Raw genomic sequence first — 12,711 nt, 5'->3', positions numbered from 1 at the left:
CACGTCCCGCGCGGCAGGGGTCAGGTCACTTCAGGCCTGTCTCGAACAGATAGACTTTCTCATCCGGGCGGGCGACGAAATCCACCCGCTCGCTGACGCCGTAAAAGTCAGGCTGGAAGTACATGTGCAGCCACGGGCCATCGTCGTAAAACACCTGCAGCATCTCATCCACGATCACGCGGGTTTCTTCCGGTGTGGTCGCGGCAGCGATATCAGCCCAGCGGCTGAACCAACGCTCGTCATCCCAATGGGTGTAGTTGGTGCCCGACTCGACCCGTGCAAGGTCGGTCATGTCATAGAGCGGGCTCCACAACGCGCCCCCCGAGCCAAGGAAGAACAGCGGGCCCACATTGCGCTCGCGGATCAGTGGCACATAAACCGAGGCCCATTCCATCAGGTCGACTTCAACCTTCAGACCGACATCTTCCAGATACTGGGCAATCGCCAGCACCACGTTCTGGTCGTTCAGGTAACGGCCACGGCCCGCCTGAAAGCGGATGGTAAAGCGGGTGCCATCCGCCGCGCGCGGCCAGCCTGCTTCGTCCAGCATCTTTTCCGCCATATCCGGGTCATAGGGATAGGGGGTCAGCGACTGGTTTGCGTTCTGCGGGTTCACAAGGCCCGTGGCCCGCACGCATTCAAAGTTCAGCAACTGCTTGCAGATGGTCGGCACGTCCACCGCATATTGCAGCGCGCGGCGCACATCCGGGTTCTGGATCGCATCGCCGCCCGGCATGGCCGCGAATTCTTCCGACAGGTTGAAGCCCACATACATCCGCCGGGTGCCTTGCACCGCCTGCACCTTGGCATTGCCCGAGGCGTTCACCGCATCGATCTGATCCGGCGCCACGTTGGTGATGATGTCCACGTTGCCTGCGATCAGTTCTGCCGAACGGGTCGAAGCCTCGGGGATGATCCGCCAGATGATCTTTTCCATCTTGGCAGGCTCGCCCACCTTTTCCAGCACAACCTCAGACCCTTTGGCCCAGCTTGCCAGCTTGTAGGGGCCAGAGCCAATCGGGGTCGCCGCCGCCTGATCCAGCGACATCGCCTCATAGCTGTCCTTGCAGTGGATATACACTTCCGTCAGCAGGCCAAAGGCGATCGGGTTCTTCGCGCCCAGCGTGATCTGCACACGGCGGTCATCCAGCGCCTCGGCAGACTGGAAGCCGATGGACGAGAACACGAAACCCGGCGTGTTGCCGGTAAAGGCATTGGCCGGGTCCTTGGCCCGGTTGAAGCTGAAGGCCGCGTCTTCGGCGGTCAGCGCCTCACCGTCATGGCAGGTCAGACCTTCGCGCAAGGTATAGACGTAATTCAGACCATCCTCGGAAATCTCAAGGTTCTCGGCCAGATCCGGCGAAACCTCGCCATCGCCGCTGATGGTATACAGCGTGCCAAAGATGTGCCGCGCGATGTTCGCATTGTCGCGCGACGAGATATTCGCCGGTTCAAAGGTGGTGATATCGGCGCTCAGGCCCACCACGATGGTGTTCTCGGCAGGCTGGGCAAAGGCGGCCGTCGTGGCCAAAAGCAGGCCGGACGCGCTTGTGACAGCCAGATGTCGTAGCCGTGTCATTGTGTCATCCTCTCTGTTGGGAGTTGTTGCGGTGTGAGGGGGCGGCCCCGACCGGCTCCGCAGCCACGATCGGGACATTCAATTTTATTGTCTGGTGGGTGGCGGCCGCTTGGATGCAGGCCTCCACCATGCGGAGCGAATTCAGGTGATCCTCTGCCGGGCAGGGCAAGGCCCCCGCACCGCGCAGATGTGCTGCAAACTCGGCCCAAAGGGCCGCAGCATCGTCGATCCATGTTTCAAACGGGGGCAGCGCCACGGGGGTCAGCGCCTTGTCATCGCGGCGGGCAAAGGCCAGATCGCCGAACATGTCGCGCTGCACGGCGATCCCGCCCGGGCAATCGCTGCGCCAGTCAAAGCCAAGATGATCCCAATTGGCGGCCCAAGTGCCCTGATAGGTCACCTCCAGCCCGCCCTCAAAGGTGATCAGCGCCGAGACATTGGCATCGCCGGCATACATCGACCACGACGGGTTCCATGTGCGCGCTGCAATCGCCACCGGCTCGCGGCCATAGACAAAGCGCATCAGATCGAAGTGGTGGATCGACTGTTCCCACAGCATCGGCTGATCCATGGTCAGCGGATACTTGTTCAACCGGGCCTGCCGCCCGTCGCGCCAGCGCTCATAAAGGAAACGCCCGATCTCGGGCGCGCCAAGCTGATCTTCGGCAAGAAGGGCCTTCAGCGCGCGGGTGACCGGCATGTAGCGGAAGTTCAACCCAACGCACAGCGGCACCCCGGCCGCCGCCGCCATGGCCGTATGCGCCTTGGCCGCCGCCACCGTATCCGCCAGCGGCTTTTCCGCAAGGATGGCCAGACCGGCCGCACAGGCCGCCGCGATCTGCGCCTCGCGCCCGCCCGGCGGCGTGATCAGGATCACCGCATCGGCCGCCACCTGCGCGGCCACCGTCTCCAGACTGGGCCCCCCCACGGCGCCCGGCATGTCTGCCATCGCAGCGCCAAGGTTGGCGGCATTGCTGTCGACCAGCCCGACGATCCGGCACCCTGCATCGTCTTGCAACACCCGCCGCCACACGCGCGACCGAGCCCCAAGTCCGACCAGTATCACGCGCAGCACAGTCATGCGGCCACCTGCTGTCGACACAGCGCGGCGATACCCTCATCCGGCGCCGTCCAGCGAAACCCGGCAAGCGCGGGCAAACGGCTTGCCACCATCGGCGGTTTCGCCCCAACGCTCGCAACACGGCTCAGCCGCAATGTGCCGAAGTGGCGCGCGATCAGCGCAGCCAGCGCACTGTCGTGCAAAATATGGCCGCTGCCGAAATGCACAGGGCGGCCCGCCGGGGCCTGCGCCACCAAAGCAGCCATCGCGGGCGCAAGATCCGGCGCAAAGGTCCAGTCCCTGCGCGGGTCATCGCTGCGCAACGGCAGCGCCTGCCCGGCGCGGGCCGCAGCGATCATCGCGGCAACCACCGAAACCCGCATCCGGCTGGTCCGCGCCATCTCATCGGGCCCATAGATATATCCCAACCGCAGCACATGCACCGGGCAGCACCCCGCCAAGGCCGAGGCCGCCAACAGCTCCCCCGCGCGCTTGGCCGCAGAATAGGGCGCAAGACCGGTGGGCACACAGTCATCGGTCAGATCCGGGCCGCCTTCGGTGCCCGCAAAGATGCCGCTCGAGGACAGAAACACAAAAGCCTGCGGCGGCTGTGCCGCAGCGTGGCGCAGAATGCCCAGCAAGGGTGCGGTGTTGCGCGCCACATGCTCTGCTGCGGAAATGCCCAGCGCCTCCGCCTCTGTCGTGAGCGCCGCCGCATGCAAGATCACATCGGCCCGTGGCAGGTCCGGCACCACCAGGCCTCCCAGATCGGCCGTGATCAGGTCACAGCCTTGCAGGCGCGCCGCCGCGCCTGCATCAAACTCAAGATCCACACCCGTGACCTGCCACCCCAAGGCCGCAAAACCTGCCGAAAGCGCCCCTCCGACAAAGCCCCCCGCGCCGGTGATCAGGACACGGTTTGCCATCACGCCGGGTCCTGCACGATCCGGGCGGGGTCAAAGTCATTCAGCGCCCGCGTGTGCTCCGACATCAAGGCCACGGCCTTTTCAAGATCGCGCTTCTCCAAGGCGTGAATGATCGGCAGGTGGTTGGTGGCAATATCCACCAGCGGCACCTTGCGGTCATTGCGCAGCGCCATGATCTGGTGAACACGCATGTAAATGCTGTTCCACGTCTGCAGCAGCAGATCGTGATCGGCCAGCCGGATCAGCGTGCGGTGAAACCGCTCGTCCCCCGCGACAAGGCTTTCCCGGTCGCCAGCCTCGGCAGCTTCCACCATATCGGCATAGGGCCGGTGCAGCGCCTGCACATCCACCCCGCCCGCGATGATGCGGCGCACCGCAAGCACCTCGTAAAGCTGCCGCATCTCAAAGGTTTCCGTCACCTCGCGCACGGTCAGCGGCTTCACCCGCTTGCCCTTGTAGGCCACGGTTTCCACCAACCCGTCCGACTCCAGAATCTGGATCGCCTCCCGGATCGGCGCGCGGCTGACATTCATCTGCTCGGCCAAGGCTGTTTCCACCAGCACCGCGCCCGGGCGCATCTTTCCGGTGATGATCGCGCGCCGCAACCGGTCTGCGATCTGAACCTTCAGCGGCGTCTGCTCGATAGGGGACAGGTCGGGCGTTGAGGCATCCAACGCTTGGGCCATCTGGCCAGAAACCGGATCAGACACTTGCACTCTCTCCATAACTCAGGGTGGCGACCTTTTTCACCGCGTCGGAATGATCCTGCCCCACCGCCACCAGCGGCGGGCGCACTCTGGCATAGCCCGCATCCTGCATGCGGCGGGCCACGATCGCCTTTACCCCGGGGATCAAGGGCAGCTTTTCACACAGGCTGCGGATGGCCGCCGCATCGGCCTGCAACTTGCCTTCCTCCGCCGTGCCAAGGCCCCGGATCAGCGCGGCAATGCCATGGGCGTTTACATTGGCGCTTGCGCTGATACAGCCCGCGCCACCGGCGGCCACATTCTTGGACAGCAGCGCCTCTGAGGCCGAATACGTCTCGATCTGCGGAAAGGCCGCGATGATGGCGGCGGTGTTCTCCCAGTTGCCGGAACTGTCCTTCAACCCTGCCACCACCCCCGGAAAAGCCTCCATCAGCCGCCCGATCAGCGTCACGGTGATCGCCACGCCCGACATCTGCGGAATGTGATACAGGAACAGGCGCAAGCCCGGCCCCACGGCCTCGATCACCCGCGCATAGGAGTCAAAGACGCCCTCTTCGGACACAGGTTTGTAAAAGAAGGGCGGCAGCGTCAGCGTGCCCCGCACGCCCAGCGCCACCGCGTGTTTGGTCAGGCGGATGGTATCCGGCAAGGCCGCGCAGCCGGTGCCGGGGATCAGGCAAGACGGCGCAATGCCCGCCGCCACCAGCGCCTCCAGAGCCGCCATGCGCTCTTCCACGCTCATCGAAGTGGCCTCTGATGTGGTCCCGAACGGGGCAAGCCCATCGGCGCCATCATCCAGCATGCGCTGCGCGACAGCCGTCAGCCGGGGCAGATCGACCGAAAGATCCGCCGCAAAAGGCGTGATCAGCGGCACGAACAGGCGGGGGGTATGTGTCATGCGGTGTGTCCGTTTCTTGTGATCCGCAGGTCATGGCCCGACCGTGCGGAAAGCGTAAGGGGGGGAATGGGCAGAAACACATCATCATCCTGCGCGCCGCGCGACATCAGCACGGCAAAGCTTCCCGGACGGTCCAGCACCATCATTCCCGCATGCCAGACATCGCGCCGATAGATCACGCCCACACTGCCCGGCACCTCAAAGCAGACCGCGTGCAACAGATCGGGCGCGCCATCCGCCATCCGTGGCATCACCACCACCAGATAGCGCGACACATCCACCGGAAGGAAAACCTGCGCCGAATGAGGGTGCCGCTCCACCTGCGAAAGCGGGCTTGGCAGCCGCGTCGGCGCAACATGGTTCAGATGAAACTGAAGCGCCAATCCATCCTGCGCGGGCAGCCACTCACTGAACATGCGCCGCTCTCCGGCAACCTCGGGCTTTTCAACCAAGGTGCCAAAGCGCGCAAAGGCAGCCGCATCAGCGGGGATGGGGGTCAGGATCATGCCGCAACCTCGGGCGCAGGCGGCGGCACGTGCAGACGCCAATGCTGCGCAAGATCGCTGCGGCGGCAGATCCAAGCTTCCTTATGGCCCTTGATATGGTCGATGAACATGCGCAGCCCGGCAAGCCGCCCCGGATGGCCCAGAATCCGCGTGTGCATCCCCACCGACATCATGCGCGGATGCAGATGCGCCTCGGCGACAAAGCCTTCAAAGCTGTCGATCAGAAACTCGCCGAACGCCCGCCCCGTCACCAGCGGCCCGCCCACCAGCTTGGCGTCATTCGTCACCTGAGAATAGGGCACCACCAGATGCGAACGCCCGCCAACGGTGCACCAATAAGGCAGGTCATCGTTGTAGGCGTCGCTGTCATAGCTGTAGCCGCCATGCTCCACCACCAACCGCCGCGTGGCCGTCGACGGCCCATAGCGGCAGTAAAACCCTTCGGGCGGGCGACCGATCAGGCGCGAGATCACCTCATGCCCCCGCGCGATGTGGTCGCGCTCGGTCGCCTCATCCAGCAGGTAATGCTCCACCCAGCGCCACCCGTGGCACACCATATCCCAGTCGGTGTCCCGCAGCGCCTGCGCAACTTCCGGGTGCCGCTCCAGCGCCAAGGCCGACGCGAAAACCGTCATCGGCAGCCCGGTCTCCTGAAACAGCCGGTAAATGCGCCAAAAGCCAACGCGACTGCCATATTCAAACATGCTCTCGGCGGCCAGATCACGCTGCCCCACCGGCACGCGGGGGGACGAAACCTCGGTCAGCACGGTGTCGGATTTCCCGTCACCGTCCCCGATCGAATACTCCGAGCCTTCCTCGTAATTCATCACGAAATTGACCGCGACCCGCCCGCCATTTGGCCAGGAGATGTCGGGCGATGCAGAGCCGCTGTAGCCCACAAGGTCGCGCACATGATCCATCCGGGTCAGTCCCTCGTTCCTTCGACCTTGCAGAAGAAGCAGCACCAGTCACCGGTGGTGACATTGGGCAAGGCGCGCAGACCAAAGAACATGCCATCGGCCGGGGCCACGATCTCGCCCAGCACATCGCCGAAAATGCTCTTGATCCGCGCGATCCGGTCGCCCTTCTTCATCATGGTCAGGAAGGCCACGCCCGGCTCGGGCACAAAGATCCCCGAGGCCGGAGCCAACAACGCCTCTTGCTGTCCCTTGTAGCGGGGCGACGGGTATTCGGCCTGCCCCGGATACATCTTGTAATGGCGCAGGATGTTCAGGATGGAATTGGCCAGCTCGCGCCCGATGCGCGCAAAGGCCTCGGGAGAGGTGGCCGAACGCCCGCCAAGCTCCACCGTGATGCCCACCTTGCCCAGCTTTTTCAGATAGGCCATCGGGCTGCCTGTCGGGTTGAAGTTCGACATGATGCACCCCCAGCCCGGCCCCATCGCGGTGCCAAGCTCCACGCTTTCCGGCGACTCGTCGATGAACATCGACTTGTCGAGAAAGGAATGCGCGCCCCCGGAATGGATCGAGATCTCGAAATCCGCCAGCGGCCCCATCGCGGCGGCATGGGCGGCGGCCACGCGTTCGGACAGATAGCCGTTCTCGCGCCCCGGATAGATGCGGTTCATGTCATAGCTGAAGGTATCCGCCGGATTGCCGCGCTGCGCCGCCTCGAACGCAGGCACGTTCACCACCGGGCACATCACCAGCGTGCCCGACAGGTGCGCCGGGTCCACCTCGGCCAACGCGATCTGACAGGCCAGCGGGCCTTCGGGTTCGTCGCCGTGGATGGCCCCGTTCACCCAGAACACCGGGCCTGCGTTCACGCCGTTCACGATCACCACCGGAATGTCCAGCGCGGTGCCCCCGGCCAAAGTCGTCACCGGGATCACGCCCCGCGCGATGCTGCCGGGCTCGGCCGAAGCGGTGCCAACGGTTATGGTCTTTCCGCTCATCTCAGATCCCCTTGAACGCTTCGTATTCTTTCAGCTGCTCAGGCGTGTAGACCTGCATGAACTCGATCTCGATGCCGCCCGCATCATTGTCGAGGAAGGCCACCCACCCTTCGGGATGCGGATGCGAGCCATATTTCTGGCACGCCTGACAGATGCGCAGACTGGCCCCTTTGGCCTGCGCATGGGCCAAGGCGTCATCGATGTTGCTCACCTCATAGCAGATGTGGTGCAGCCCTTCGTGGCCGCGCTCATCGATCCACTTGGCAAAACGCCCCTCGGGGTCCAGCGATTCACACAGCTGGTATTCGATCCCGCCCAGGTTAAAGAGCGCGACCTTGTTCTTGGATTTCGGAAAGACGGTGATTTCCGTATCCGCAGGCACGTCCAGAAACCGCGCATAGGTCTCCAGCGCCTTTTCCGCATCGCGCACGCCAAAGGCCATGTGCTTGATGCCGATCACATTCGGGTTGTCGGTTTTCATCCTGTCCTCCTTCAGGCAGCGCGGGTTTCGGCGCGGATGGTCTCGACCACCGCTTTCATACGGGTCATCGCCTCGCGGATGCGGGCAACGGGTTGGGTCAGCGACATGCGCACGAAATCATCGGTGTAATCGCCGTAAATCCCGCCCGGATACATCAGCACTTGGCCTTCGCGCAGCAGACGCTCGCAAAACAGCGTGGCTCCGATCCCGGTTTTCGACACATCGGCGTAAACGTAAAACGCCCCCTGCGGCTCGGCATAGGGAATGCCCAGTTCGGTCAGCCCGGCGCACAGCACCCGGCGCCGCTCGTCATAGATGGCGCGCATGTCTTCCACACAATCCTGCGGCCCCGTCAGCGCGGCAAGCGCCGCATGCTGGCTGACGGAGGTGGTGGAAATGGCGAAGGCATGGTTGATCTCGGCCAGCGCCGGGATCAGATCAGGCGGCCCCGCGAAATAGCCGATCCGCCACCCCGTCATCGCATAGGCCTTGGACATGCCCGACAGCGTGATCGTGCGCTCAAACATCCCCGGCAGCGCGGCCACCGGCTGCACGGTGTGGTTGCCATAGGTCAGCCGCGCATAGATCTCATCGGAAATCACGATCAGGTCGTGTTCCTTGGCCACCTCGGCAATCCGCGCCACCTCGGCGGGCGGGGTCACGGTGCCGGTGGGGTTGTTCGGATTGATCAGCACAAGGATCTTTGACCGCGGCGTGATATGCGCCCGCACCATTTCGGCGGTGACGCAGAAATTCGTCTCCATCGAGGTGCGGATGTGCACCGTCTCGGCCCCGGCCATCTCGGCAGCCTGATGATAGGGGTTATAGCCCGGGCAAGGCACCAGAATCTCGTCGCCGGGGTTCAAAAGCGCCAAGGCGATCACGAACATCGCGTGCTGCCCACCGGGCGTCACCACGATATTCTCCGGCTCATAGCGCGCACCGCCATAGGCCGCGATGTTGTCGGCGATCGCCCGGCGCAACGCGGGCATCCCCAAGGGGTGCATGTAATGCGTGGCCCCATTGGCCAGCGCCTCCTGCCCCGCCTTGATGATATGCGCGGGCGTGTCCAGATCGGGGTCGCCCCGGCCCAGCTTGATCACATCAGGCAGGCCCTCGGCGATATCGGTCATCCGGGTCACAAGATGCGCGTCTTTAAGCTTGACGCGGGAGGCAAGGCGGCTGCTGGCTTCGGTCATCGGATCAGATCCCGTAGATTTCAGAATATTTGGCGGTCAGGTGCGCGATATAGGGGGCCGGGTCCAAGGCACGCCCGGTTGCCTTTTCCAGCAACTGGTTGCGGCTGTAGCGGCGCCCGTGGCGATGCACATGCTCGGTCATCCACTTGCGCAGCGGCACATAATCGGCCGAGGCCATGCCCGCGGCCACGGTGGCATCCTGCGTTGCCACCTCGAACAGCTGGCCTGCCATCACATTGCCAATGGTATAGTTGCAGAAGGTCCCGATCTGGCCCGAAGACCAGTGCACATCCTGAAGCACACCCAAGCGATTGTTCGGCACATCAAGACCCAGATATTCCTTGATCTTGGCATTCCATGCCTCGGGCAGATCCGCCACCTTCAGGCTGCCGTCGATCAGCGCGGCCTCCAGATCCACCCGCAGCATGATGTGGAAGTCATAGGTCAGCTCATCGGCTTCCACCCGGATGAACCCCGGCGCCACGCGGTTGACCGCGCGCCAGAAGGTTTCGGCATCAATGTCCGACAACTGGTCGGGGAACGCGGCCTGCGCCTCGGCAAAGTTCAGCTCCCAGAACTCCCGGCTGCGGCCCACATGGTTTTCAAACAGGCGCGACTGGCTTTCATGCGCGCCAAAACTGACACCCCCCACCGCGTAAAGCCCGACCAGATCGGTCGCCAGCGGCGTGCGGGTAAAGGCCGGGTCGCAATACTGCTCATACAGGGCATGGCCTGCTTCGTGCAGCGACCCGAACAGACAGGCGGGCATCCATTCCTCCACCACACGGGTGGTGATGCGCACATCATTGCGGGTGAAAGACACCTCGAACGGGTGAACCGTGGTGTCCAGCCGTCCCCGGTTCAGGTCATAGCCCACGCGCTCGGCCATCTTCAGACCAAAGGCAAGTTGCTGCTCCTTGGGGAACGGGCGCTGAAGGAAATCAAAGCGCGGCCCTTCCTTTTGCGCAATCGCGCGCAGCAGCGGCAGCATCCCGTCGCGCAATTGCGCAAACAGCGTGTTCAACGAGGCCACCGTCTCGCCCGGTTCAAACCGATGCATCAGCGCGTCATAGGGATGGGCGGAATAGCCGATGTGCTCGGCCATCTCCCGGTTCAGGGCAACGGTTTCCTCCAGCACCGGGGCAAAGGTCGCGTAATCATCGGCGGCGCGCGCCCGCGCCCAGATGTCTTGCCCGATCGACCCGGTTTCCGCCCGGCGGCGCACCAGATCGGCCGGAATCCGCAGGTGATAGTCAATCGCTTCCCGCGTCTGCGCACAAATTGTGCGCTCGACACTGTCTTCAGGCAGGCTGGAAACTTCGGCCTCTGCCTTGTCCAGCAGGCTGCGGGTTTCATCCGCCACCAGATGATCGCGCGCCAGCACCGAAAGCGTCGCCAATTGCTTGGCCCGCGTCTCTGCGCCGCCCGCTGGCATCATCGTGCGCGCATCCCAAGCCAGAATAGACTTGGCATTCAAGAGATCATTGACCTGACCCATACGTTCAGCAAACGCGGCGTAACCCATTCAACCTGCTTTCGTTCTTGCTCGGGAACCGATTCTGGAAGTTCCTTCGCCCTCCGGTAAATTGTATGTTGTCGACAATCGACAAAGCAACTATCGTTTGAGTCGTCCGAGGTTGTCAAGAAAACATTCCTGACCCCGGACCAGAGAAAATTCCGGGGAGCCGCATGACCGAGAGCCTGGTTTGGAACGTTGATGATCTTGTCGAAATGGCCGTGACCGGGCAGGTCAGTCAGCCAACGATGCGGCAAGGCGCTTATCTGCACTGGCCCGATGGCCGCGCCGCCATTCTGCCCGGCATGTCGGGCATCGCTTACAACGCACGGGTGGGTGACCGGGCCTTTGGCTGGGCGGGCGATCATGTAGAGCCGGGCGTGTCCATCGCCAACGGCGACGAAAAGGCCGATTTCGCACTGCATTACCTGACCTGCATCGGCAATGAAGCCGAGGTGATGACAGGCCTCGCCCGTGGTGCCAAAGGCATCGTCACCGGCGAACATGCCCGCATCCTCGTCGATTTCGCGCCCGAGGTGCTGGAAGACCTGATGATCGGCGACACCATCCAGATCCGCGCCAAGGGCCGTGGCATCCGGTTGGCCAACCACCCCGCGATTGAATTCAAGAAAACCAGCCCCGCATTGGCCCGCGCCTATGGCCTGCGCGAAGAAAACGGTCAGATCATCTGCCCCGTCGCCATGGAACTGCCCGCGCGCATCATGGGCTCGGGGGCAGAGCTGAACGCGGAATATGTCGATCAGGACCTGATGTCGGGCGATCGCGCCCTGATGGCCGATCTTGGCATCGATCAGATGAAACTGGGCGACCTTATTGCCATCCGCGATGTCGACCACCGCTTTGGCCGCTCGTTCCGGCCCGGCTGGGTGGCGATCTGCCTCTGCATCCACGGCGATTCGGTGATGACAGGCCATGGCCCCGGCATCCTGACCCTGATCACCGGCCCGGCGGAGAGCCTTGGCTTTACCGTCGACCCTGCCGCCAACATCGCCCAATCCCTGAACATCCGGAGCCTGACATGACCGCGCCCCTTGCCACAAATGCCGCCGATCTGGTTGCCGTGTCGGTCGCCGGGTCCATCGCGCACCCGGGCTTTCCGGGCCTGCCTGCCGAGCCCTACCGCCTTGCCGCCGATGGCACCGCCTTCTTGCTGCCCACCTATGGCGGCATCGTCTATAATGTCAGCGTGGGCGACCGGGCCTTCGGCTGGGCCGCCGATTGCATCCATCCCGGCGTCTCGATCCGTCAGGCCGAAGACACCCGCAACCGGGGCCTCAATGTCTATGCCTGCATCGGCAATCGCGCCAAGGTGATGACCGGGCAGGCCGCGGGCAGCGTCGGCGTGGTGACGGGAAAATCCGGCCGCTTTTCGGAACAGGTCATCCTGCATTTCCCGAAAGAGGCCCGCACGAAAATGGCGGTGGGCGATCAGATCCTGATCCGATCCGAAGGGATGGGCCTCGCGCTGACCGACCACCCTGAGGTGATGCTCAAAGGCATCGCACCCAATCTCTTGTCCTTGCTGCCCTGCCGCCACGAAGGCGCGCGCATCGAATTTGGCGTGGCGGCCCGCATCCCCGCCCATCTGGTGGGCGCCGGACTGGGCCTGACTTCCGAAGGCGGCAGCATTCACATGCAATCCACCGACCGCGCCCAACTGGCCGAACGCGGGCTCGACAAGCTGCGGCTGGGCGACCTTGTGGCGCTGGAAGACACCGACAGCCGCTACAACCACGGCTATCTGCGCGGCGCCCATGCCATCGGCGTGGTCTGCGCCACCGATGGCCCGCGCGCGGGCTATGGCCCCGGCATCTGCCTGCTGATGACCGCCCCCTCCGGGCAGTTGGGCAGTTTCCTCACCGACACGGCAAACATCGCCGACCTCATGGGCGTGGAGGCCTGA

General features: G+C 63.8%; 13 protein-coding genes. 2 read left to right on the top strand and 11 right to left on the bottom strand.

All coding sequences use genetic code 11. The annotated features are described in order from the left end of the window. Positions 1–25 precede the first annotated feature (25 nt). Genes CUR21_RS13780 through CUR21_RS13730 form a run of 11 tightly spaced genes read right to left on the bottom strand, consistent with a single transcriptional unit; the run spans position 26 to position 10,796 of the window. On the bottom strand, positions 26–1,579 hold the full coding sequence (locus tag CUR21_RS13780) for an ABC transporter substrate-binding protein (protein ID WP_100197642.1): 1,554 nt from the start codon (positions 1,577–1,579) through the stop codon (positions 26–28). A 4-nt stretch (positions 1,580–1,583) separates the two neighbouring features. After that, positions 1,584–2,660, bottom strand: coding sequence for a Gfo/Idh/MocA family protein (locus CUR21_RS13775; RefSeq protein WP_100197641.1), 1,077 nt, complete (start codon positions 2,658–2,660; stop codon positions 1,584–1,586). After that, positions 2,657–3,565 carry an NAD(P)-dependent oxidoreductase gene (locus CUR21_RS13770; RefSeq protein WP_100197640.1) on the bottom strand — a complete coding sequence of 303 codons (909 nt, stop codon included), beginning with the start codon at positions 3,563–3,565 and terminating at the stop codon, positions 2,657–2,659. Before CUR21_RS13770 ends, CUR21_RS13775 begins: the two co-directional genes overlap by 4 nt. Next, on the bottom strand, positions 3,565–4,275 hold the full coding sequence (locus CUR21_RS13765) for a GntR family transcriptional regulator (protein WP_232622806.1): 711 nt from the start codon (positions 4,273–4,275) through the stop codon (positions 3,565–3,567). The genes CUR21_RS13770 and CUR21_RS13765 overlap by 1 nt, the downstream gene beginning before the upstream one ends. Continuing rightward, positions 4,268–5,170 carry a dihydrodipicolinate synthase family protein gene (locus CUR21_RS13760; RefSeq protein ID WP_100197639.1) on the bottom strand — a complete coding sequence of 301 codons (903 nt, stop codon included), beginning with the start codon at positions 5,168–5,170 and terminating at the stop codon, positions 4,268–4,270. The genes CUR21_RS13765 and CUR21_RS13760 overlap by 8 nt, the downstream gene beginning before the upstream one ends. Continuing rightward, complete coding sequence (locus CUR21_RS13755; RefSeq protein ID WP_100197638.1) at positions 5,167–5,676, bottom strand: ureidoglycolate lyase; 510 nt, start codon at positions 5,674–5,676, stop codon at positions 5,167–5,169. Before CUR21_RS13755 ends, CUR21_RS13760 begins: the two co-directional genes overlap by 4 nt. Beyond that, positions 5,673–6,596 (bottom strand): polysaccharide deacetylase family protein, encoded by a 924-nt coding sequence (locus CUR21_RS13750; RefSeq protein WP_100197637.1) that lies wholly within the window; start codon positions 6,594–6,596, stop codon positions 5,673–5,675. The genes CUR21_RS13755 and CUR21_RS13750 overlap by 4 nt, the downstream gene beginning before the upstream one ends. 5 nt (positions 6,597–6,601) lie before the next feature. Continuing rightward, positions 6,602–7,591, bottom strand: a complete 990-nt coding sequence (locus tag CUR21_RS13745; RefSeq protein ID WP_100197636.1) for a succinylglutamate desuccinylase/aspartoacylase family protein — start codon at positions 7,589–7,591, stop codon at positions 6,602–6,604. Position 7,592: 1 nt separating this feature from the next. Further along, on the bottom strand, positions 7,593–8,072 hold the full coding sequence (locus CUR21_RS13740) for a VOC family protein (RefSeq protein ID WP_100197635.1): 480 nt from the start codon (positions 8,070–8,072) through the stop codon (positions 7,593–7,595). A gap of 11 nt (positions 8,073–8,083) precedes the next feature. Then, positions 8,084–9,271, bottom strand: a complete 1,188-nt coding sequence (locus CUR21_RS13735) for a pyridoxal phosphate-dependent aminotransferase (RefSeq protein WP_100197634.1) — start codon at positions 9,269–9,271, stop codon at positions 8,084–8,086. Between the two features lie 4 nt (positions 9,272–9,275). Then, positions 9,276–10,796, bottom strand: coding sequence for a carboxypeptidase M32 (locus CUR21_RS13730; RefSeq protein WP_100197633.1), 1,521 nt, complete (start codon positions 10,794–10,796; stop codon positions 9,276–9,278). 164 nt (positions 10,797–10,960) lie between these two features. Between CUR21_RS13730 and CUR21_RS13725 the strand changes: the two genes are divergently transcribed. Both CUR21_RS13725 and CUR21_RS13720 read left to right on the top strand, forming a co-directional pair. Beyond that, positions 10,961–11,830, top strand: a complete 870-nt coding sequence (locus CUR21_RS13725; protein WP_100197632.1) for a DUF4438 domain-containing protein — start codon at positions 10,961–10,963, stop codon at positions 11,828–11,830. Continuing rightward, positions 11,827–12,711 carry a DUF4438 domain-containing protein gene (locus CUR21_RS13720; RefSeq protein ID WP_100197631.1) on the top strand — a complete coding sequence of 295 codons (885 nt, stop codon included), beginning with the start codon at positions 11,827–11,829 and terminating at the stop codon, positions 12,709–12,711. The genes CUR21_RS13725 and CUR21_RS13720 overlap by 4 nt, the downstream gene beginning before the upstream one ends.

It is taken from the genome of Pseudorhodobacter sp. MZDSW-24AT (assembly GCF_002794355.1).
Classification (GTDB): domain Bacteria; phylum Pseudomonadota; class Alphaproteobacteria; order Rhodobacterales; family Rhodobacteraceae; genus Pseudotabrizicola.
This window is presented reverse-complemented; position numbering and strand designations above follow the sequence as displayed.

Coding starts and splice junctions, on each gene's coding strand:
- CUR21_RS13780 (WP_100197642.1), bottom strand. CDS start 1,579: ATGACACGGCTACGACATCTGGCTGTCACAAGCGCGTCCGGCCTGCTT.
- CUR21_RS13775 (WP_100197641.1), bottom strand. CDS start 2,660: ATGACTGTGCTGCGCGTGATACTGGTCGGACTTGGGGCTCGGTCGCGC.
- CUR21_RS13770 (WP_100197640.1), bottom strand. CDS start 3,565: ATGGCAAACCGTGTCCTGATCACCGGCGCGGGGGGCTTTGTCGGAGGG.
- CUR21_RS13760 (WP_100197639.1), bottom strand. CDS start 5,170: ATGACACATACCCCCCGCCTGTTCGTGCCGCTGATCACGCCTTTTGCG.
- CUR21_RS13755 (WP_100197638.1), bottom strand. CDS start 5,676: ATGATCCTGACCCCCATCCCCGCTGATGCGGCTGCCTTTGCGCGCTTT.
- CUR21_RS13750 (WP_100197637.1), bottom strand. CDS start 6,596: ATGGATCATGTGCGCGACCTTGTGGGCTACAGCGGCTCTGCATCGCCC.
- CUR21_RS13745 (WP_100197636.1), bottom strand. CDS start 7,591: ATGAGCGGAAAGACCATAACCGTTGGCACCGCTTCGGCCGAGCCCGGC.
- CUR21_RS13740 (WP_100197635.1), bottom strand. CDS start 8,072: ATGAAAACCGACAACCCGAATGTGATCGGCATCAAGCACATGGCCTTT.
- CUR21_RS13735 (WP_100197634.1), bottom strand. CDS start 9,271: ATGACCGAAGCCAGCAGCCGCCTTGCCTCCCGCGTCAAGCTTAAAGAC.
- CUR21_RS13730 (WP_100197633.1), bottom strand. CDS start 10,796: ATGGGTTACGCCGCGTTTGCTGAACGTATGGGTCAGGTCAATGATCTC.
- CUR21_RS13725 (WP_100197632.1), top strand. CDS start 10,961: ATGACCGAGAGCCTGGTTTGGAACGTTGATGATCTTGTCGAAATGGCC.
- CUR21_RS13720 (WP_100197631.1), top strand. CDS start 11,827: ATGACCGCGCCCCTTGCCACAAATGCCGCCGATCTGGTTGCCGTGTCG.